Here is a 19,284-nt window from a genome sequence, read left to right as displayed (position 1 = left end):
GCAACGCAAGCTTACGTTAACGTAAAGGTGAGCGCCCTCCTCCCGCGCCCTGCCCACACAACAACAAAGCTCACATTAAGGTGCCTGTCCATGAGTTACCCGTCCCTGAACTTCGCCCTCGGCGAGACCATCGACATGCTGCGCGACCAGGTGCAGTCCTTCGTGGCCAAGGAGATCGCACCGCGCGCGGCCCAGATCGACATCGACAACCTGTTCCCCGCCGACCTGTGGCGCAAGTTCGGCGACATGGGCCTGCTGGGCATCACCGTGCCCGAGGAATACGGCGGTGCCGGCCTCGGTTACCTGGCCCATGTGGTGAGCATGGAAGAAATCAGCCGTGGCTCGGCCTCGGTGGCGTTGTCCTACGGGGCGCACTCCAACCTGTGCGTCAACCAGATCAACCGCAACGGCAACCACGCACAAAAACTCAAGTACCTGCCCAAGCTGATCAGCGGCGAGCACATCGGCGCCCTGGCCATGAGCGAGCCAAATGCCGGCTCCGACGTAGTGTCGATGAAACTGCGCGCCGACAAGCGCGACGACCATTACGTACTCAATGGCAGCAAGACCTGGATCACCAACGGCCCGGACGCCAACACCTATGTGATCTACGCCAAGACCGACCTGGAAAAAGGCCCTCACGGCATCACCGCCTTCATCGTCGAGCGCGACTGGAAAGGCTTCAGCCGCAGCAATAAATTCGACAAGCTGGGCATGCGCGGCTCCAACACCTGCGAGCTGTTTTTCGACGACGTCGAGGTACCCGAAGAAAACATCCTCGGCGTGCTCAATGGCGGCGTGAAAGTGTTGATGAGCGGCCTGGACTACGAGCGCGTGGTGCTCTCCGGTGGCCCTACCGGGATCATGCAGGCATGCATGGACTTGATCGTGCCCTACATCCACGACCGCAAGCAGTTCGGCCAGAGCATCGGCGAATTCCAATTGATCCAAGGCAAGGTTGCCGATATGTACACCCAGCTCAACGCCAGCCGCGCCTACCTCTACGCGGTGGCCCAGGCGTGTGAACGCGGCGAGACCACGCGCAAGGACGCTGCGGGCGTGATCCTCTACAGCGCCGAGCGCGCCACGCAAATGGCCCTGGATGCGATCCAGATTCTGGGCGGCAATGGCTATATCAACGAATTCCCCGCCGGGCGCCTGTTGCGTGACGCCAAGCTCTACGAAATTGGTGCGGGCACCAGTGAGATTCGGCGGATGTTGATCGGTCGCGAACTGTTCAACGAAACCCGCTGAAGGAGCACGCCCATGGCCACCCTGCACACCCAGCTCAACCCGCGCTCGGCGGAATTTTCCGCCAACCGCGCGGCGATGCTTGAACAGGTCGACGCCCTGCACAGCCTGCTCGCCCACGTCCATCAAGGTGGCGGCGCCAAGGCCCAGGAACGCCACACCTCACGCGGCAAACTGTTACCCCGCGAGCGTATCAACCGTCTGCTCGACCCGGGCTCACCGTTTCTCGAGCTGAGCCAACTGGCAGCTCATCAGGTGTATGGCGAAGACGTCCCGGCTGCCGGGGTGATTGCCGGCATCGGCCGGGTGGAAGGCGTCGAATGCATGATCGTGGCCAACGATGCCACGGTCAAAGGCGGCTCCTATTACCCGCTGACCGTCAAAAAGCACCTGCGCGCCCAGACCATCGCCGAGCAGAACCGCCTGCCGTGTATCTACCTGGTGGACTCCGGCGGCGCCAACCTGCCGCGCCAGGACGAGGTGTTCCCCGACCGCGAGCACTTCGGGCGGATCTTCTTCAACCAGGCCAATATGAGCGCCCAGGGCATTCCCCAGATTGCCGTGGTGATGGGCTCGTGCACCGCCGGCGGCGCCTACGTGCCGGCCATGGCCGACGAAGCGATCATGGTGCGCCAGCAAGCCACCATCTTCCTCGCCGGCCCGCCGCTGGTGAAGGCCGCCACCGGTGAAGTGGTGAGCGCCGAAGAGCTGGGTGGCGCCGATGTGCACTGCAAGGTCTCGGGCGTGGCCGACCACTATGCCGACAGCGATGAACACGCCCTGGCGCTGGCCCGGCGCAGCGTGGCCAACCTCAATTGGCGCAAGCAGGGTGAGCTGCTGCAACGCCCGCCGGTGGCGCCGCTGTACAGCAGCGAAGAGTTGTACGGCGTGATCCCTGCGGATGCCAAGCAACCCTTTGATGTGCGCGAAGTCATCGCACGGCTGGTGGACGGCTCGGTGTTCGATGAGTTCAAGGCCCTGTTCGGCACGACCCTGGTGTGCGGCTTTGCGCACTTGCATGGCTACCCGATAGCGATCCTGGCCAACAACGGCATCCTCTTCGCCGAAGCCGCGCAGAAAGGCGCGCACTTTATCGAACTGGCCTGCCAGCGCGGGATTCCACTGCTGTTCCTGCAAAACATCACCGGCTTCATGGTCGGCCAGAAGTACGAAGCCGGCGGCATTGCCAAGCACGGCGCCAAGCTGGTCACCGCCGTGGCGTGCGCCAAGGTGCCGAAATTCACCGTGATCATCGGTGGCAGCTTTGGTGCGGGTAACTATGGGATGTGTGGCCGCGCCTACGACCCGCGCTTTTTGTGGATGTGGCCCAACGCACGCATTGGCGTGATGGGTGCCGAACAAGCCGCCGGGGTGTTGGTGCAGGTCAAGCGCGAACAGGCTGAGCGCGCCGGCAACGGTTTCAGTGCCGAGGAGGAAGCCGCGATCAAGCAGCCGATCCTCGACCAGTATGAAACCCAGGGCCATCCCTACTACTCCAGCGCGCGCTTGTGGGATGACGGCGTGATCGACCCGCTGCAGACCCGTGACGTGCTGGCCCTGGCCTTGTCCGCCGCACTGAACGCCCCCATCGAGCCGAGCCGCTTCGGCGTGTTCCGCATGTAACCTGTAGGAGCGCGCCTGTTGTGGCGAGGGAGCTTGCTCCCGCTGACTGCGCAGCAGTCCCGGCTTTTTTGGGGGCGCTGCGCACCCCAGCGCAAGCAAACTTGCTCGCCACAACAAGCTCGCTCCTACAGGAGGCCTCTCATTATCATGGAGCTCCTTGCATGAGCGACTTCAACACCCTCGAACTGATCACCGACCGCCGTGGCTTTGCCACGCTGTGGCTCAGCCGCGAAGCCAAGAACAACGCGTTCAACGCCGAGATGATCCGCGAATTGATCCTGGCTCTTGACCGCGTACAAGGCGACCCGTCCCTGCGCTTCCTGGTACTGCGCGGGCGTGGCAAGCACTTCAGCGCCGGTGCCGACCTGGCCTGGATGCAGCAATCGGCCGAGCTGGACTACCACACCAACCTGGACGACGCCCGGGAACTGGCAGAGCTGATGTACAACCTGTCCAAACTGAAAATCCCCACGCTGGCGGTGGTGCAAGGTGCGGCCTACGGGGGCGCGCTGGGCCTGATCAGTTGCTGTGACATGGCCATCGGTGCCGACGACGCGCAGTTCTGCCTGTCGGAAGTGCGTATCGGCCTGGCGCCGGCGGTGATCAGCCCGTTCGTGGTGCAGGCCATCGGCGAACGCGCTGCCCGTCGTTATGCACTCACAGCCGAGCGGTTCGGCGGCCAACGCGCACGGGAGATCGGCTTGCTGGCGGAAAGTTATCCTGCCGAGAGCCTGGATCAACAGGTGGACCAGTGGGTCACCAACCTGCTGCAAAACAGCCCGGCGGCCATGCGTGCCAGTAAGGATTTGCTGCGCGAAGTGGGCAACGGTGCCCTCACCCCCGCGCTGCGCCGCTATTGCGAAAACGCCATTGCGCGCATCCGGGTGAGCGCCGAGGGCCAGGAAGGTTTGCGTGCATTTCTGCAAAAACGTGCGCCAAGTTGGCAAACCCAGGAGCCGCGTTCATGAGCACACTCAACACCGTTCTGGTGGCCAACCGTGGCGAAATCGCCTGCCGGGTCATGCGTACCGCCAAGGCCATGGGGTTGACCACCGTGGCTGTGCACAGCGCCATCGACCGCGATGCCCGCCATAGCCGTGAAGCCGATATCCGCGTCGACCTGGGCGGCAGCAAGGCCACCGATAGTTACCTGCAAATCGACAAGCTGATTGCCGCCGCCCACGCCAGCGGCGCCCAGGCGATTCACCCCGGCTACGGCTTCCTCTCGGAAAACGCCGGCTTCGCCCGGGCCATCGAGGCGGCAGGCTTGATCTTCCTCGGCCCGCCCGCCTCGGCAATCGACGCCATGGGCAGCAAATCCGCGGCCAAGGCCTTGATGGAAACGGCTGGCGTACCCCTTGTGCCGGGTTATCACGGCGAGGCCCAGGACCTGGAGACCTTCCGCGCCGCCTGTGAGCGTATCGGCTACCCGGTGCTGCTCAAGGCCACGGCGGGTGGCGGTGGCAAGGGCATGAAAGTGGTCGAGGACGTCAGCCAACTGGCCGAAGCCCTGGCTTCCGCCCAGCGTGAGGCGCTGTCGTCGTTCGGCAACGGGCAGATGCTGGTGGAGAAATACCTGCTCAAGCCGCGGCATGTCGAGATCCAAGTGTTTGCCGACCAGCAGGGTCATTGCTTGTACCTCAATGAACGCGACTGCTCGATCCAGCGTCGTCATCAAAAGGTCGTGGAAGAAGCCCCGGCACCCGGCTTGAGTGTCGAGCAGCGCCGGGCCATGGGCGAAGCGGCCGTGCGCGCTGCCCAGGCCATCGGGTATGTCGGCGCAGGTACGGTGGAGTTTTTGCTGGATGCCCGTGGCGAGTTTTTCTTCATGGAGATGAACACGCGGCTGCAGGTGGAGCATCCGGTGACCGAAGCGATTACCGGCCTCGACCTGGTGGCCTGGCAGATCCGGGTTGCCCAGGGCGAGGCGCTGCCGATCACGCAAGAGCAGGTCGCGTTGAACGGTCATGCAATTGAAGTGCGGCTGTATGCCGAAGACCCGGCCAATGACTTTCTGCCGGCCACCGGGCACCTGGCGCTGTACCGCGAGTCCAGGCCGGGCCCTGGACGCCGGGTGGATAGCGGCGTCGAGCAAGGCGACAGCGTGTCGCCCTTCTACGACCCGATGCTCGGCAAGTTGATTGCCTGGGGTGAAGACCGCGAACAGGCGCGCCTGCGCTTATTAAGCATGCTGGATGAGTTTGCGGTCGGCGGGCTCAAGACCAACCTGGGCTTTTTGCGGCGCATCATCGGGCACCCTGCGTTTGCCGCGGCCGAGTTGGATACCGGGTTTATCCCGCGCTATCAGGGTGAGCTGTTGCCGACGCCGGGGGCATTGAGCGATGAGTTCTGGCAGGCGGCGGGCTCGGCGTTTATGCAGAGCTTGCCGGCGGGTGACGGGCCTTGGGCAAGTCACCAGGGCTTTCGCGCGGGCCTGCCTGCCGAGGTGTCGCTGCACCTGAGCTGCAATGGGCAGGATCGGTTGGTGACACTGACCGGGCAACCGTCTCAGTTATGCGGCGAACAGTTGCTGACTGAACATCAGGGCGTGCGCCGTGCTCATCTGGCGGTGCGCAGTGAAGGCAGCCTGTACCTGCGTTGGGACGGCGAGATGCATGCCGTCAGCCTGTTCGACCCGATTGCGGCGGTCGAGGCCAATCAATCCCATCAGGGCGGCCTCACCGCCCCCATGAACGGCAGCATCGTGCGGGTGCTCGTGGAGGTGGGCCAAACCGTTGAGGCTGGTACTCAACTGGTGGTGCTCGAAGCCATGAAGATGGAACACAGCATCCGTGCGCCCCACGCCGGGGTAGTCAAGGCGCTGTTCTGCCAGGAAGGTGAAATGGTAGCCGAAGGCAGCGCGCTGGTGGAGCTGGAAACAGCCGACTAGAACTTCGCCGTGGCTTGCACCACCACACCCAGGAGGCGGCAGCCGTCGCTGAGCAGCACCTTGGGGTAAGTGGGGTTGAGCGGCACCAGGTAGTGCTGGCCGCTTTCTTCCTGCAATTGGCGAAAGGTGGCCTGGGGGTTACCGGCCCATTGGGCCACCACCAGCCTGCCGGGCTCGGGTGCGATGGCCGGGTCAACCAGGATCATCATGCCAGCCGCAATACTCATACCCGTGGGGGCGGTCATGGCGTCTCCCGTCACCGGCAACCAGAATGCCTCGCCTCGGGCGTGGTAATCGGTCAATTCGTAGCGCTCGGTTCTATAAGGCGCACGCTCCTCACGCAGCTCGCAGGCCTGCTTCCAGTCGCTGACCGGGTAGCGGAAATACGGATTGTAGTGGGGGTCCAGTTCCGGCACTTGCGCGGCCCGTTCACGAATCTCCAGCGCCACCTCCAAATACCCCAACCCCAGTTCGGCGAGCACACGGTTCATGTCCGCCAGGCTCGGCACACGGCGTTTATTGAGCCAATGGCCGACGCCGCCCTGGGACATGCCCAGGCGCCGCGCCAGTTCATCCTGCGTGACCTTGCGGTCTTTCATGTTGGCCTTGACCAACGCTATCCAGTTATCCATGGCGCATCACAATACGGCGCCCGTTTTTGCGGGCAATAAACAGTTTGTAGTAATCCATAAAACGACAGGAATACGATACGTACTATCATCAAGCCCAAGGATTTCGACACCCACCGGAGTATTGCCGCTTATGACGACCCGCACGTACCCAACGCCCGAACTGACTGAAGTAAACGACATGTGCAACAGTGGCGCGGCCCAGCGCGCACTGGACTACTACTTGAAAGAAAATCGGTCGACGCCGGATTCGGACGGGGCCATGTTCGCGATCAAACCCGAAGTCAGCCAGGAGGAGGCCCTGATACACGCCTCGGACCTGTTGCGCAGTGCAGCGGCAACCGCCTACGAGTCGGCGTGCAGCCATCAGGGCAACCAGCGCGACCTGGCGTTTTCGGTGGTGTATTTGATCGATATGGCGAAGGCGATGGTGGAGCGGTCGTTGCAAGCGCCAAAAGCGGCGGCAAACGCTTAGCAGGTATGAAAGAAAAATATTTCTATCCCACGGATAAAAACATTTGACTTGCAAATGATAATGATTATTATTGGGCTCAGCTGGTCGCGAGATCAGTCGATAGACCAAGAGACCTTAGGTCGGACTCTTGGAATATCTCCTCATCAGGCTAATCACGGTTTTTGACCCGGCTCTTTGGCCGGGTCTTTTTTTTGCCAGTTTTCCTGGCATGGCTTCAGGCTAATGAAGACTGTGTGTTGCTTGATGGCGCGCATGGTAGCAAAAGACTATCGCCCAAAGAAAGTCGTCCGAGTGCTCTAGCGCGTATCTCTGCGAATTAGCGCTTGAGAATCAATCTCATAGACTCTAAGCTGCGGCGGCGTCACGGATGACGCCCCCTCCCCCTGCAACAATTTTTGCATCCAGGTTTTACCGAACGCCTGTGTAAGATGGCCGCCACATCACTCATATTCAGGCAACCAGACTATGACCGTGGCCTTGACTTCCATCAAGATCAGCACCGACTTCGACAGCGGCAACATCCAGGTCCTGGATGCCAGCGACGCTTATCAGTTGTTGCTGGCAATCAAACCCGATACCCGCAGCGATCACTACCAATGGTTCCACTTCAAGGCCGAAGGCATGCACGTGGGACACACCCATACCTTTCGCTTGAGCAACGCAGGGCGCTCGTCCTACAAGCATGCCTGGAGCGGCTACAACGCCGTGGCGTCCTACGACCATATCAACTGGTTCCGGGTACCGACGCGCTTTGATGGCGAGATCCTGCACATCAACCTCCAGACCCGGGAAAAGCACGCCTGGTTTGCCTACTTCGAGCCCTACAGCCGTGAGCGCCATGACTGGCTGATCGAGCAAGCCCTGAAGTACGCCGGGGTCACCCTGCTGGCCACCGGCAAGAGCGCTGAAGGCCGCGATATTCAACTGCTGCGCCGAGGCAAAGGAATCGAGGGCCGGCGTAAGGTGTGGATCATCGCCCAGCAGCACCCCGGGGAACACATGGCCGAATGGTTTATGGAGGGCGTGATTGAGCGCCTGCAAAAGGACGGCGACGACGAACTGAAAAAACTACTGGCCGTCGCCGATCTGTACCTGGTACCGAACATGAACCCGGATGGCGCCTTCCACGGCCACCTGCGCACCAACGCCATGGGCCAGGACCTGAACCGCGCCTGGCAAAGCGCCAGCCAGGAACTCAGCCCCGAGGTCCTGTTCGTCCAGCAACAGATGGAAAAGTACGGCGTGGATATGTTCCTCGACATCCACGGCGATGAAGAAATCCCCTACGTGTTCACCGCCGGCTGCGAAGGCAACCCTGGCTACACCCCGCGTATCGAAGCCCTGGAAAAACACTTCCGCAGCCATTTGAGCCACCTGACACGAGACTTCCAGACCACCCACGGCTACACCCGCGACCTGCCCGGCCAAGCCAACATGACCCTGGCCTGCAACGCGGTAGGAGAAAAATACGACTGCCTGTCCCTGACCCTGGAAATGCCCTTCAAGGACAACGACGACGCACCCAACCTGCGAACTGGCTGGTCAGGCGATCGTTCAAAACAGTTGGGCAAGGACGTGTTGAGCAGCGTCGCAGATATCGTTGGGCGTTTGCGCTAACCCCTGAGGCGAGCTCTTTGTGGCGAGCGAGCTTGCTCGCGCTGGGCCGCATAGCGGCCCCATGAAAATCACTGCCGGATCACCTGACACACCGAGCAGGCTGTTTTGGGGCTGCTTCGCCGCCCAGCGCGAGCAAGCTCGCTCGCCACAAGAGCGGTCAATCCTTGCTGCCGGTCATGCTTTGCAAGACACCATCGCGGCGGATCAAACCGTGGAACAACGCGGCCGCCAGATGCACCAGCACGGTGAGAAACAGCAGATAGGCCAGGTAGCCGTGGGCCTTGCGCAACAGCGCGAACAACGGCGCATTCGCCCCCACCAGTGCGGGCAGTTGCAGGTTACTGCTGAGCATCACCGGGTCGCCAGCCGCTGAAATCATCGCCCAACCCAGCAGCGGCAACACCAGCATCAACGCGTACAACAGCACATGGGAAGCCTTGGCTGCGAGCCTTTGCCACACCGGTAAATCCGCTGGTAACGGCGGTTGGCGCGTCGAGAAACGCACCGCCAGGCGCACGATCACCAGCGCCAGAATCGCAATGCCCAGCGGCTTGTGCAGGTGGATCAGCCACTCATGGCGCTCCGACACCGACGCCGCCAGACCCGCGCCGATAAACAGCATGGCGATGATCATCAACGCCATCAGCCAGTGCAGCACGCGCGCCAGGGGCGCAAAGAACCGTGGTTGAGCATTCATGGCTTCGACTCCTGAGGGGCGCTGTGCAACGGGCTGACTTCCCCGGCGCGGCGCAGGTACGAACTGGCATACGCGGCCGAACGGGCGGCCAGCAAGGGGTCGTTGGAGGCTTGGATACCACTGGGCAGAATCAGCGGGTCAAAGTTGATATCGCGGCAATCACCGTCTGCCTGGGGCTGGCTGCTTTGCAGCACCAACGTGCCGGCGTTGAGGACCTTGTGCGCGCCGGTCCAGGTCTTGCTTGCGTCGTCCAGCGGGTCGCCGGGGTTGGCCAGGGTCATGTTCAACTGCCAACGCAATGGCCCGGCGGCCAGGCGTCGCACCAAGTCCTGCTCGAGGAAGTCACTGCCAGCAGGTGCGGTATCACCCGCCGCGTCCTGGCTCTGGGGCACCACCTCCCAACGCACGGCCTGGCGCGTACCATCGGCAGCCACCAGGTAAAACGCGTTGATGCCGTTATAGGTTTCAGTCGCATAACTGGCCGATGGCTTGGCGGTCTTGACCCAGGCCAGGAATGGCGCTGTCTCGGGGTGTGCGGCAAAAAACGCCGGCATGCTTGACGGGTTCGGCTTGCCGGTGGCCGGATCTGGCGCGCCGGCCTTGAGCAACTGGTAAAACGCCTCGGGCGTGCCCACTGGGAACACCGGCACGCTGTTCATCCCCGTCCGCCATTGCTGGCCGTTGGCCTGGCTGAACTGCACGGCGAAACTGCGAATCGGCACACTGCTGTCCGGCGCGTAGGGGTTGCCGCTGGGCAAGGCAAAGCGGCCGATGATCGGAGTCTTGGCCTCGCTGAACACCTGGGCGTTGGAATAGGCACGGGCCTCGGTACTGCTCTCGAAATAACCCGCCACGCATACGCCCTTGGCATGGTTACGGCGAAAGCCCGGATGCACGCCGTTATTGGTTTCCAGGGCATTGACCAAGGTTTTTGGCCGCAGGCGTTGTGGGTCGAGCGTGCCATTGACGTAGGCAAATGCCCCGGCAACAACCGCAACCACGGCACCGATGCCGGCAAGTCGTGCGATCAGGCTCGCAGTGCTCAATGGAGGACGGGGGGGTGATGAGTGATCTACCATGCAGGAACTCCAGGGCCAGAGGCCTCAGGCTGAAACATAAGGTCGGAGCATTAAGACGAACGCCGATTGGCTCTATTCCCAGGCCCTGGATTTATTTTGCGGGACGGGGAATAACCTTCAACGCCGGACGTCTCTCTAGTCCCAGCGTAGTGACCAGCCAGACGCCCATGCATGAACTCGACGAACAGTTACGTGAACTCATTCCCAGGTTGCGGCGTTTTGCCCTGTCCCTGACGCGCAACAGCAGCAGCGCCGATGACCTGGTGCAATCGACCCTGGAGCGCGCCATCGTCGCCTGGGCCGATAAACGTATCGAGGGCGATTTGCGCGCCTGGCTGTTTTCGATCCTCTACCGCCAGTTCCTCGACGCCCACCGCCGCAACCGCCGCTATGCACGCATGCTCGAATTCTTCACCGGCCGCGATGACGTGCAACCTTCGGTGGAACGCACGGTGCTGGCCCAATCCACCCTGCAAGCCTTCGACCAACTGAACACCGAACAGCGCGCCCTGTTGCTGTGGGTGTCCGTCGAGGGCTTGAGCTACAAGGAAGTGGCCGAGATCCTCAAGGTGCCCATCGGCACCGTGATGTCACGCCTGTCCCGCGCACGCCAAGCGCTGCGTCAACTCAGCGATGGCGAAATGACCGGCCCTGCCCTGCGGAGACTCAAATGATCAGCCTGCCCCCCAGCGAACGCGATTTACATGCCTACGTCGATCACCAATTGCTCGACACTGATCGCCGTGTGCTTGAAACCTGGCTGGCCAGCCACCCCGAAGTGGCGGCCCAGGTACAGGCCTGGCAACAGGATGCGCAGCTGCTGCGTGCGTCATTGAGCGGCGCCCTGCAACAGCCGCACAACCCGGCACTGGACCCGGCGCTGATTCGCCAGCGCATCAAGAAACAGTCCCGTCGGCACTTGGCCACGGCGGCGTTGTTGCTGATCGCCGTGAGCCTCGGCGGGGTTGGCGGTTGGCACGCACGTGAAGCCACCCAGCCGCCGCTGTTGCCGATGACCGACGCCATGCAGGCCTATCGCCTGTTTGCCCAGGACGGCATCATGCCCGCCGACTACAACGCCCAGGACCGCGGCACCATGCAGGCCTGGCTCGACCGTTATTTCAACCAGGCCCATCGCCTGCCCGACCTGAGCCAAGCCGGTTTCAAACCGGTCAGCGGGCGCCTGCTCACCACCGACCAAGGCGCGGCAGCCATGGTGCTGTACCAGGATGCGCAAGGCCGGCGCATCAGCTTCTATATCCGCCCGCCGGGCCCGAACAACGGTTTCCTGCCTCGCGGCAGCCGCAGTGCCGATGGCTTGCAGGCCGACTACTGGTCGGGCGGCGGCTACAACTACGCGATGGTCAGCCCGGTGGATCAGGCCGTCGCGTTGCAGACGCCATTCTAGAAACCGACGTCCAGCACCACGTTATCCAGATAGGTGCCAGCCGGTGGCGTGGGCTGGTCGGTGTAGACCTTGGCATTGTAGTTGTACACCTGGCTGCCATTACCCAAGCCGTTGCCGGGATTGACCTCGGCCGTGGAGCTGGCCCGCCGCGCCGCGCCGACACTGCCCCAACGCGTGGTGCCGGCACTTTTGAAAATGTCATAGGCCAGGTAATTGCCGCCGGAAACCATACGCCGCCGGCCGCCGACACTCACCGGGTTCTGGCCATCGCTCAAGCCCACGGTATAGGCGCTGCCCTTGGTGCAGGCGATGTTGATGGTCTGCCCGCTCACCGCAGTAAACCCACTGACCACCGGCGCGCTGCCGAAGCTGATATTCGGGGCAGTGATCTGGCAGTCGTTGGTCACGGTCATGCTGACGGTCAGGGACGCCGTGCCACTGCCAGTGTCACGTCCCAGGCAAATGCCGCCAAGGCCGATCCCCGAGCAATAGTTCCACACCCAGGCGATGCTCAGTGTCTCGGTGTACACCCCGGCGGCGACGTTGCTGCCGGTGATGCTGCTCAGGTACAGCGGTACGGTTTTCGCGCCGGGCCCTGCGATCAGGCCAATGCTCTGGGCGATGCCGCCAGCGCCGCCGAAATCGAATTGGCTGCCACGGGTGATGGGATAGCTGGTGCTGTTGTTGCCATAAATCGTATAGCTGATCACATCACCGGTCGGCCCGACCATACCGGTCTGGGGCGAGGTGATCGTGGCGTAAAAGTGGTCGGTGGACACCAGCAGCGATATCAACGCCGAGGTGCAACTCAACCCCGAATTAGTCGTAGAGCTGGTTTGCGCGGCGGTGCGCACCGTCATCGAGCTGATTGAGCCGAAACTGGCCGGCACGGTGGACACCACCGAACACGCCGCCATCGCCTGCCCGCAAAACAACAAACCTACGCCATATAACCCTACGCTGCCCCTCACCTGAACACTCCCTGTTCGATGCCTCATTGGCACACTAATGGCCCGATCAAGGGCACGTCCTGTTGCTGTTCATCAATATCGAATGTCGTCTGGCAGGTGCGGCCCTCACCGAGGGTGACCTGCAAGGTGTTGTGCGCGCTGAGGTTTTCCAGATACACCAGGCCATCCCAGCCGACCACCGCCTGGGTGTTGCTTTGCTCGTGCACTACCAGGCTGCCCAGCGGCAACTCCTGATGCTGGCGGTCCACCAGAGTGATGCTTGCAGCGAGCACCCGGCGCAGGGGGAATTCCAGCAAGTAACCGCTGCCACGGCGTACCGATACGCGCTGCTCAACATTGGGGCTTTGCACATTCGCCGGCAGGTTCAGGGGGTCGATCTCGTATTTGCCGCGGTAATAGGCACTGCTCCACGGCACCAGCAAATGGCCGTTGCGGTCGGTCTGGCCCACCAGCTGGTTTTCGTAGCGCACCGGAATCCCGGCAAAGCCCTGGGTGCTCACTACCACAAAGGCGTCATTGATGCGGTTGGCGGCAAAGGTTTCGCCGCCCATCCACACCAGCGAGCCGCTGGCATCGGCCCAGCGCGTCATGGCCTCACTGCTGCCGTACACGCCGGCCTGCAACTGCACCGACTGCAAGCGCCAGGTCAGGTCGGCCTGTCGATAGCTGGGGGCATCGCCCTGGGCATAGCCGAGGTTGTAGCCCACCCCGCCTTCGCTGGGCACCGCGCGGCTGTAGTTGATGCGCTGGCGACTGGCGCCATCCTTGCTGCGCTCGGTGCTCAAGGCCAGGCTGCCGTTGAGGTCGAACGGGATGACCAGTTGCGCCTGCATGGCCCAGTTGCTGTCACCGATTTCGCGGTTGGCTGACAGATAAAAGCTGGTGTTGCGCCACAACGGTTTGCTCCAGCTCAGGTTGAGCAGGCGCGTGCGCGAGTCGTCCGCCGCCTGCACGTCGAAATAGCCCAGGCCCAGGCTACCGAAACGTTGGAGGTTGAGGCTCAGGGTCACCTGCTCGCTGCGCTTGCTGAGGCTGGCGTATGGGGTATCGACCAGGGTCAGGTCGGCGTAGTCGTCGCGACGTTCCACCCGTTGGTACATAAAGCTGTAGCGCGTGCTGTTGTACTGGTAACCAAGGCTCAGTTGCTGGCCCGTGCGGCTGTCGAACTGGCTCTGGCTGAGGGCGGTATTGAGCACGCCGAAGTTGCCCAGGCGCAGGTTGCCACCGAGCCCGCCGAGGGTCAGGTCGCTGGAGGCTTCAGCGTGGCTCTCCAGAGTCAGGTTATCGGAATAGCCATAGCGGAACGTGCCACTGGCCACGCCCGGTCCGTAGCCGAAGTCCCGTAGGGTGTAGTCACGGCGCAAGGTACCGGCGGCCAGCGAAAAGTCCGTCAAGCCTTGTTGCAGCAAGGTGCTGGTGACGTAGAACGGTACCGTGGTCGACACTTGGCGGCCCAGGGCATCGGTGGTGACCACCACGGCCTCGCCGGCACCGTTGATGAATGGGATGTTGGTCAGGGTGTAGGGGCCGGGTTGCAGTCGCGCGCTGTCGGATTTGTAGCCGTTGATAAACAGGTCCACCGACGAGGGCACCGCCGCCTCACCGGCAAACTGCGGCAAGGGGTACGTGACCAGGTCGGGGCGCACGGCAAAATCCCGGGACAGTTGCACCCCGCCCAGGCGCACCGAGCTACTCCAGGGCAGCGCGCCACTGATCACGTCGCCGGCCTCGTAGGTCAGCAGGCGCTCATCGTCGGAAAAACGCCAGGTGGTGTCGTAACGTCGGTAACCATTGTCGAGGGTGCCGCCGCTGATTCCATCGGACAGGGTCTGGCGCAGTTGCCCGGTGTTGGACAGAGTGCCCCAGGTATCGAACAGCCGTACTTCGTTCCAGGCCGCGAGGTAACTGCCGCCATCGTCGGTGTCATTGAAATACACGTCATAGTTGAGCAAGGCGCCGAAGCTGCTCATGGCCTGGGTACGCGGATAGGTATTGCGGTTGCCGATGAACTGTTCCTGCAGCCAGGAGGGCGGCACATCCAGCAGAAGGCGCTGGCCGTTGCTGTCGTAGTCGCTGTGCAGGCCCGGCACTTGTTCCAGGGCCACACTGCCGACGGGCTCACCGGGCAGTTTCATGCCCACTTCCTGCAACGCGCTGGCCGGCACAAACAGCTGGCCGGCGCGCTGCTCGACCGCGATGACGCGGCCGGTGTCCATCTGGTTGACCACCAGTTCCAGAAACAGCTGTGCATCGGCAACTGCCTCCATGCTGCCGGGCGGCGGCGGCAGGTCGCCCGCCATCGCTGCGCCCCACAGCCCGCTTGCCACTGCCACCGACGGCCATAAAACCCGAGCCCAACCACGACTCACCATGGCGTTGTGTCCCTCAATGGACATCTCCATCCTGTTAAAACCCGGGCGTGTGCCCGTTGCGCTACATCACGGCTATCGCGTGGGCGCCAGGCTCTCCAGTTGCGGCGCGCCGTTGACGCGTACCTGCAACGGCTGGTCGGCCGATACGGCATCCGGCACCGGCCAGCGCATGCTCGCGCCCGGCAGCACATAGCCGAGCAAGCCGTCCACCAACGGCCGGGTCTGCCCGCCCTGTTTGAATGACGCATCGGTAAGCCGCGCATGCACGGCGCCCTGGTTGCGCACCTCGATGTAGTTGCGCCCTGCCACGTTGACCTTTTGCCAGCTCAACTGCGGCTTGCCCGCGCCCTTGGGGTCACGTTGGCGGGTGGCGTCGTCCTTGCTCCACAGGCCAGCGCCGTAGGCAAACAATGGCACCGAATAGCGCATCTGAAAACGAATCGCCGCTGCCGTGTTCTTGCCCTCCGGCGGTGCTGGCACCTGCAGCGCCGAGGGGATTTCGTCAATGATGATGCGATAGGCCAACTCCTGCCCCGGCGGTACCTCCCGGGTGCGGGTCAGGCGCACCAGTTGCTTCTGGCCCGGCTCAATCTTGGCCACCGGCGGGCTGCCGATCACATCGCGCTGGTTCTGGTACTGCTCGTCGAAACCGTTCTGGCTCCAGGCAAACACGCGGATCTGCAGGTTGGCGGTCTCGGTGCCACGGTTCTCCAGCCACAGCGCGCTGGCCTGTTGGTCAGCCTCCAGCACCGGGTCGATGGGCCAGATCAGCACCGAACTGGCCGCCTGTACAAACCCCGCCGAGCACAACGCCCCCAAGGCGAAACCCGCGGTCCATAACCGTCGCAAAGCACAACCCATGACACCCCTCCTTAAAACCGTTAGCCCTACCACGTCAGCTGCACCTGCAGCGTGTCGCTGTACGTCCCCCCAGGCTGATTGCCCGGTAAAACCACCCGCCCGTAAATCGGCAGGCTGATGTTGCTCGCATCGCTGTAGGTCACGCTGACGCTCTGGTTGATCCCCAGGCTCTGGCTGAACGCCGCATCGCGAAACAATTGGTAAGCCACCCGCGCGCTACCACTGTTGAGCTGCAAGTTACGCCCGGTGCTGCTGTACAGGCCGCCATCCACGCTCATGCTCAGGGCCACGCCCGGCGTGCATTGCAGGGTTACGCCGCCAGTGAGAGCCGCTGTGACCGTGCTGGTGGCCAGGGCCGAATAACTGCCGTAGGCCAAGGTGCCGTAGTTGGCGCCGCCGCCCACGATCAGACAGCCCGGCGTGATGGTCGCACTCACCTGAAAGCTCTGGTTGACCACCGCCGACAGCGGCAACGGCATCGCCAGGCCGATGGCGAGCAACACCCTGGGCCACATCGTTAGAACGTCAGTTCCACGGCCACGGTGTCGGTGTAGGTGCCCGCCGGCAGACCCGCCTTGCCCACCGCCCGGCCGTAAAGGTTGACGGTCTGCGCCACGCCGGTACTGGTGGCGAGTGTCACCACGCCGTCAATCGCCAACAGCGCTGAACGCCCGCTATCAGTGTAGAAATCGTAGGGCACGAAGTTACCCACGCCATCGGCCAGCGCACGGGTGCCACCGGGGGAAGCACCGTCGTGGGCGCCGGCACGCACCTTGATCGTTGGCGCGGTGCCAGCCGAACACAGGATCGACAACGCGCCGCCGGTACCGGTGCCGCCGAGCAACTGGGCGTCGGCATTGGTAAACAGGCTGTTGGTGGTGCCGAAGTTCAAGCTACCGAAATTCAACCCGGTGGCCGCCCCGGAGCCGTTGACCTGGCAACTGGCGATCAAGGTCAGGCTGGAACTGATCTGCCCGGTCACCGTGGTCGCCGCGTTCAGGCTGGACGCCAGCCCCAGGCCCAGGGCACAGAGGCCGATTCGCGATACAAGTACATGCATGATATCCATCCTCATGGTTTACCAATCCAGAGTCACCGTCAGGGTGTCTGTGTAGATGCCGGCCGGTAGGGCCCTGGTATTCGCCACCACGGAACCGAATACCGGGATCGGTACCTGGGTGCCCTGGGTCACGACGAAATTGCGTTGCTGGCCGATCCTGTAGGCACTGCGCCCCTGGGGATCCGCCGACAGTCGATATGGAATGGTCTGGCGGCCATTGCTCAGGCGCCGCGTGGTGCCGTCGCCATTAGCGCCGCCGTCGATGGTCACCGTGAAACTACTGACCACCGAGGGGTTGCAGGACACCGACAGCGGCGCCTTGTCGGCATCGGAAATCGACGCGCCCAGCGTGTTGCTCCAGGTCGGCCCCTGGCTGCCGAAATCCATCAGCGCCGTGCCGCCCTCAGGCGTGACCGGCGCGGTTTCCACGTCTTTGCTCACTTCGCAACTGGCGGTGATCACCAAACGCGCGTGGACCTGGCCGTTGACCACCGCCGCCTGCGCGTCATCCGCCAGCAACAGCAGGCCGCCCAGGGCCGTCACGGCCAGGTAGCGGCTTACCATGTGACCGTGACCTTGAGCAGGTCGGAATAACGACCGACGGCAGGAATGCCTTTGAGCGGTTCGATGCGGCCATACAGCGGCAGGTCGACAGAGCCGGTGTCCGGCACGCGGCCACTGATGGGCACGTCCACTGGCAAGGGGATCAGCCGCGCGGCGTCGGCATAGATTCGATAGGGGATGGGCCGACTGGAGGGCGCCGGATTGGCGAGATAACGTACTTCGCCGACGCCGCCATGCAGGCCGCCATCAACGCGCACTTGGTAAGGCGTGTCGGGGTTACATTCCAGGCGCGGCTGGCGTTGGCTGATCAGGGCCGCACTCAGGGGGCCGGCCGGGTCATCCAGACGCGGGCCGCTGCCGAAATCCAATACGCCAAGTTGCTCGATGCCTGCACTACGGGTGGTACCCACCAACTGGCAACCCCGCTGCACGTCGATGCGCACCTCCACCTGGAGCTGCGCAGCAAACACCGTGTTGCAGAGCATCGTGCCCATGACAGCCAATACCGCCGGTCCCTTCACAGCCCCAATTCCTTATACAGGGGTGACAACTGTGTATGAGGTTAGCCAGTTAACGCGAAAGTGCCAGTTTGCATGGCTTGGGGCCCTTTCCTATTGGTCAAATGGCATCGAGCGTCCTACAGTGAACGACCACCGCAATACAGAGTGATTATTCTTGGCCGTGCTTGCCCTGCTCCAGCGCCTGCTGGGTAAAAAAACCGACGCCTCGGACGCCTCGCCTATCCCGGCGTATTTTCAAAAAAAAGCCGTACAACAGGGCTATACCCTCAGTGATGGGCAAATCCGGGCGATTACCGCCCTGAATCGCGAGGCCCAGCACCTGCTCAACGGCCAGGCCACGCGCAGCCTGTACCTGCACGGCCCGGTGGGGCGCGGCAAAAGCTGGCTGCTGGACGGATTTTTCCAGGCACTGCCCGTCGCCGAGAAGCAGCGCGTGCATTTCCACACCTTCTTCGCCCGGCTGCACCAGGGCATGTTCCTGCACCGCGAGCATGACGATGCCTTGCGCGTCACTCTGGACGAGCTGCTGGCCGGCTGCCGGGTGCTGTGTTTCGACGAATTCCATGTGCACGATATCGGCGATGCGATGCTCATCAGCCGCCTGTTCAAGGCCCTGTTCCAGCGCGGCGTGCTGGTGCTGCTGACCTCCAACTACCCACCCGAAGGATTGCTGCCCAACCCGCTGTACCACGAGCGTTTCAAGCCGGTGATCGAGCTGATCGCCGCGCGCATGGAGGTGCTGGAAGTCAGTGCGCCTCAGGACTTTCGCAGCCTGGCTCAGGCCCACGCCCAACAACGCTTCACGGGCGGCCAGTATGTATGGCCAGGTACAACAGGCCAGCGTGAAAGCCTGGGCCTGCCTGCCACAGATTGCCCGGTGCAAACCCTGAAGGTCGGCGCTCGGCAGTTACAGTGCCGAGGCCATCAGGCACGAACCATCGCATTTACCTTCAACGACCTGTGCGAACAGCTCACGGCGGTCATGGATTACCTGTTGTTGTGCCGGGACTTCGACCACTGGATCATCGACGGCCTGCCGCATCTGGCCGAATGCCCCATCGCCGTGCAACAGCGCTTTATCAACCTGGTAGACGTGCTCTACGACCAGGACAAGCAACTGACACTTATCGGTCACCAGCCCCTGGATAAATGCCTGGAAGGCCAGGCCATCGACCTCGCCCGCACCGCCAGCCGCCTGCGCCAATTGCACACGCTGTGCCCGCAACCCGCGCCCGAGCCGCTATCATGAGCGCCTTTTACGCCTCC

At 62.8% G+C, this 19,284-nt stretch carries 19 protein-coding genes; 9 read left to right on the top strand and 10 right to left on the bottom strand.

Annotated features, from left to right (window positions below; genetic code table 11):
* The first annotated feature begins 90 nt into the window (after positions 1-90).
* The 4 genes from JFT58_RS12505 to JFT58_RS12490 all read left to right on the top strand — a co-directional run bounded on the left by JFT58_RS12505 (position 91) and on the right by JFT58_RS12490 (position 5,764).
* Positions 91-1,254, top strand: a complete 1,164-nt coding sequence (locus JFT58_RS12505) for an isovaleryl-CoA dehydrogenase (RefSeq protein WP_054897279.1) — start codon at positions 91-93, stop codon at positions 1,252-1,254.
* A gap of 12 nt (positions 1,255-1,266) precedes the next feature.
* Positions 1,267-2,874: a carboxyl transferase domain-containing protein gene (locus tag JFT58_RS12500; protein ID WP_054897278.1), complete on the top strand. Its 1,608-nt coding sequence runs from the start codon at positions 1,267-1,269 to the stop codon at positions 2,872-2,874.
* 161 nt (positions 2,875-3,035) lie between these two features.
* Positions 3,036-3,842, top strand: coding sequence for a gamma-carboxygeranoyl-CoA hydratase (locus JFT58_RS12495; RefSeq protein ID WP_034127920.1), 807 nt, complete (start codon positions 3,036-3,038; stop codon positions 3,840-3,842).
* Positions 3,839-5,764: an acetyl/propionyl/methylcrotonyl-CoA carboxylase subunit alpha gene (locus JFT58_RS12490; RefSeq protein WP_054897277.1), complete on the top strand. Its 1,926-nt coding sequence runs from the start codon at positions 3,839-3,841 to the stop codon at positions 5,762-5,764. Before JFT58_RS12495 ends, JFT58_RS12490 begins: the two co-directional genes overlap by 4 nt.
* Here the strand turns inward: JFT58_RS12490 and JFT58_RS12485 are convergent.
* Positions 5,761-6,396, bottom strand: coding sequence for a LexA family protein (locus JFT58_RS12485; protein WP_054897276.1), 636 nt, complete (start codon positions 6,394-6,396; stop codon positions 5,761-5,763). The two genes, JFT58_RS12490 and JFT58_RS12485, sit on opposite strands and share 4 nt — an antisense overlap.
* A 130-nt stretch (positions 6,397-6,526) precedes the next feature.
* Between JFT58_RS12485 and JFT58_RS12480 the strand changes: the two genes are divergently transcribed.
* Both JFT58_RS12480 and JFT58_RS12475 read left to right on the top strand, forming a co-directional pair.
* Positions 6,527-6,868 (top strand): DUF6124 family protein, encoded by a 342-nt coding sequence (locus JFT58_RS12480; RefSeq protein WP_229999855.1) that lies wholly within the window; start codon positions 6,527-6,529, stop codon positions 6,866-6,868.
* A 465-nt stretch (positions 6,869-7,333) separates the two neighbouring features.
* Positions 7,334-8,485 (top strand): M14 family metallopeptidase, encoded by a 1,152-nt coding sequence (locus JFT58_RS12475; protein ID WP_054897275.1) that lies wholly within the window; start codon positions 7,334-7,336, stop codon positions 8,483-8,485.
* A gap of 157 nt (positions 8,486-8,642) precedes the next feature.
* On the opposite strand, the gene JFT58_RS12470 is transcribed toward JFT58_RS12475, so the two are convergent.
* Together JFT58_RS12470 and JFT58_RS12465 are read right to left on the bottom strand one after the other, a co-directional pair.
* Positions 8,643-9,182 carry a cytochrome b gene (locus JFT58_RS12470; RefSeq protein ID WP_032896571.1) on the bottom strand — a complete coding sequence of 180 codons (540 nt, stop codon included), beginning with the start codon at positions 9,180-9,182 and terminating at the stop codon, positions 8,643-8,645.
* A complete protein-coding gene (locus tag JFT58_RS12465; RefSeq protein WP_054897274.1) occupies positions 9,179-10,261 on the bottom strand; it encodes a catalase family peroxidase in 1,083 nt (360 codons plus the stop codon). The genes JFT58_RS12470 and JFT58_RS12465 overlap by 4 nt, the downstream gene beginning before the upstream one ends.
* A gap of 167 nt (positions 10,262-10,428) precedes the next feature.
* Here JFT58_RS12465 and JFT58_RS12460 point away from each other — a divergent pair, with 167 nt between their 5' ends.
* Together JFT58_RS12460 and JFT58_RS12455 are read left to right on the top strand one after the other, a co-directional pair.
* Entirely contained in the window at positions 10,429-10,935 is a 507-nt protein-coding gene (locus JFT58_RS12460) for a sigma-70 family RNA polymerase sigma factor (RefSeq protein WP_054897273.1), read from the top strand.
* Positions 10,932-11,669: an anti-sigma factor family protein gene (locus tag JFT58_RS12455; RefSeq protein WP_054897272.1), complete on the top strand. Its 738-nt coding sequence runs from the start codon at positions 10,932-10,934 to the stop codon at positions 11,667-11,669. The genes JFT58_RS12460 and JFT58_RS12455 overlap by 4 nt, the downstream gene beginning before the upstream one ends.
* On the opposite strand, the gene JFT58_RS12450 is transcribed toward JFT58_RS12455, so the two are convergent.
* The 7 genes from JFT58_RS12450 to JFT58_RS12420 all read right to left on the bottom strand — a co-directional run bounded on the left by JFT58_RS12450 (position 11,666) and on the right by JFT58_RS12420 (position 17,991).
* On the bottom strand, positions 11,666-12,667 hold the full coding sequence (locus tag JFT58_RS12450; protein ID WP_169918729.1) for a Csu type fimbrial protein: 1,002 nt from the start codon (positions 12,665-12,667) through the stop codon (positions 11,666-11,668). The genes JFT58_RS12455 and JFT58_RS12450 overlap by 4 nt on opposite strands.
* Complete coding sequence (locus JFT58_RS12445) at positions 12,664-15,012, bottom strand: fimbria/pilus outer membrane usher protein (RefSeq protein WP_054897289.1); 2,349 nt, start codon at positions 15,010-15,012, stop codon at positions 12,664-12,666. The genes JFT58_RS12450 and JFT58_RS12445 overlap by 4 nt, the downstream gene beginning before the upstream one ends.
* 72 nt (positions 15,013-15,084) lie before the next feature.
* On the bottom strand, positions 15,085-15,873 hold the full coding sequence (locus JFT58_RS12440; protein WP_054897270.1) for a fimbrial biogenesis chaperone: 789 nt from the start codon (positions 15,871-15,873) through the stop codon (positions 15,085-15,087).
* Positions 15,874-15,899: 26 nt separating this feature from the next.
* Positions 15,900-16,388: a Csu type fimbrial protein gene (locus tag JFT58_RS12435; protein ID WP_054897269.1), complete on the bottom strand. Its 489-nt coding sequence runs from the start codon at positions 16,386-16,388 to the stop codon at positions 15,900-15,902.
* 2 nt (positions 16,389-16,390) lie between these two features.
* Positions 16,391-16,933 carry a Csu type fimbrial protein gene (locus JFT58_RS12430; RefSeq protein ID WP_003192220.1) on the bottom strand — a complete coding sequence of 181 codons (543 nt, stop codon included), beginning with the start codon at positions 16,931-16,933 and terminating at the stop codon, positions 16,391-16,393.
* Between the two features lie 18 nt (positions 16,934-16,951).
* On the bottom strand, positions 16,952-17,497 hold the full coding sequence (locus JFT58_RS12425) for a spore coat protein U domain-containing protein (RefSeq protein ID WP_034127930.1): 546 nt from the start codon (positions 17,495-17,497) through the stop codon (positions 16,952-16,954).
* Positions 17,491-17,991, bottom strand: a complete 501-nt coding sequence (locus JFT58_RS12420; RefSeq protein WP_435406421.1) for a Csu type fimbrial protein — start codon at positions 17,989-17,991, stop codon at positions 17,491-17,493. Before JFT58_RS12420 ends, JFT58_RS12425 begins: the two co-directional genes overlap by 7 nt.
* Positions 17,992-18,172: 181 nt before the next feature.
* On the opposite strand from JFT58_RS12420, the gene zapE reads away from it, so the two are divergent.
* Positions 18,173-19,267 carry a cell division protein ZapE gene (gene zapE, locus JFT58_RS12415; protein WP_054897268.1) on the top strand — a complete coding sequence of 365 codons (1,095 nt, stop codon included), beginning with the start codon at positions 18,173-18,175 and terminating at the stop codon, positions 19,265-19,267.
* Positions 19,268-19,284 lie beyond the last annotated feature (17 nt).

This window comes from Pseudomonas sp. MF6767, assembly GCF_016405475.1.
Classification (GTDB): domain Bacteria; phylum Pseudomonadota; class Gammaproteobacteria; order Pseudomonadales; family Pseudomonadaceae; genus Aquipseudomonas; species Aquipseudomonas paracarnis.
This window is presented reverse-complemented; position numbering and strand designations above follow the sequence as displayed.

Excerpts from the sequence above, each read along its gene's own strand:
- JFT58_RS12505 (WP_054897279.1), top strand. The coding sequence starts at position 91 with ATGAGTTACCCGTCCCTGAACTTCGCCCTCGGCGAGACCATCGACATG.
- JFT58_RS12500 (WP_054897278.1), top strand. The coding sequence starts at position 1,267 with ATGGCCACCCTGCACACCCAGCTCAACCCGCGCTCGGCGGAATTTTCC.
- JFT58_RS12495 (WP_034127920.1), top strand. The coding sequence starts at position 3,036 with ATGAGCGACTTCAACACCCTCGAACTGATCACCGACCGCCGTGGCTTT.
- JFT58_RS12490 (WP_054897277.1), top strand. The coding sequence starts at position 3,839 with ATGAGCACACTCAACACCGTTCTGGTGGCCAACCGTGGCGAAATCGCC.
- JFT58_RS12485 (WP_054897276.1), bottom strand. The coding sequence starts at position 6,396 with ATGGATAACTGGATAGCGTTGGTCAAGGCCAACATGAAAGACCGCAAG.
- JFT58_RS12480 (WP_229999855.1), top strand. The coding sequence starts at position 6,527 with ATGACGACCCGCACGTACCCAACGCCCGAACTGACTGAAGTAAACGAC.
- JFT58_RS12475 (WP_054897275.1), top strand. The coding sequence starts at position 7,334 with ATGACCGTGGCCTTGACTTCCATCAAGATCAGCACCGACTTCGACAGC.
- JFT58_RS12470 (WP_032896571.1), bottom strand. The coding sequence starts at position 9,182 with ATGAATGCTCAACCACGGTTCTTTGCGCCCCTGGCGCGCGTGCTGCAC.
- JFT58_RS12465 (WP_054897274.1), bottom strand. The coding sequence starts at position 10,261 with ATGGTAGATCACTCATCACCCCCCCGTCCTCCATTGAGCACTGCGAGC.
- JFT58_RS12460 (WP_054897273.1), top strand. The coding sequence starts at position 10,429 with ATGCATGAACTCGACGAACAGTTACGTGAACTCATTCCCAGGTTGCGG.
- JFT58_RS12455 (WP_054897272.1), top strand. The coding sequence starts at position 10,932 with ATGATCAGCCTGCCCCCCAGCGAACGCGATTTACATGCCTACGTCGAT.
- JFT58_RS12450 (WP_169918729.1), bottom strand. The coding sequence starts at position 12,667 with ATGAGGCATCGAACAGGGAGTGTTCAGGTGAGGGGCAGCGTAGGGTTA.
- JFT58_RS12445 (WP_054897289.1), bottom strand. The coding sequence starts at position 15,012 with ATGGTGAGTCGTGGTTGGGCTCGGGTTTTATGGCCGTCGGTGGCAGTG.
- JFT58_RS12440 (WP_054897270.1), bottom strand. The coding sequence starts at position 15,873 with ATGGGTTGTGCTTTGCGACGGTTATGGACCGCGGGTTTCGCCTTGGGG.
- JFT58_RS12435 (WP_054897269.1), bottom strand. The coding sequence starts at position 16,388 with ATGTGGCCCAGGGTGTTGCTCGCCATCGGCCTGGCGATGCCGTTGCCG.
- JFT58_RS12430 (WP_003192220.1), bottom strand. The coding sequence starts at position 16,933 with ATGCATGTACTTGTATCGCGAATCGGCCTCTGTGCCCTGGGCCTGGGG.
- JFT58_RS12425 (WP_034127930.1), bottom strand. The coding sequence starts at position 17,497 with ATGGTAAGCCGCTACCTGGCCGTGACGGCCCTGGGCGGCCTGCTGTTG.
- JFT58_RS12420 (WP_435406421.1), bottom strand. The coding sequence starts at position 17,991 with ATGGGCACGATGCTCTGCAACACGGTGTTTGCTGCGCAGCTCCAGGTG.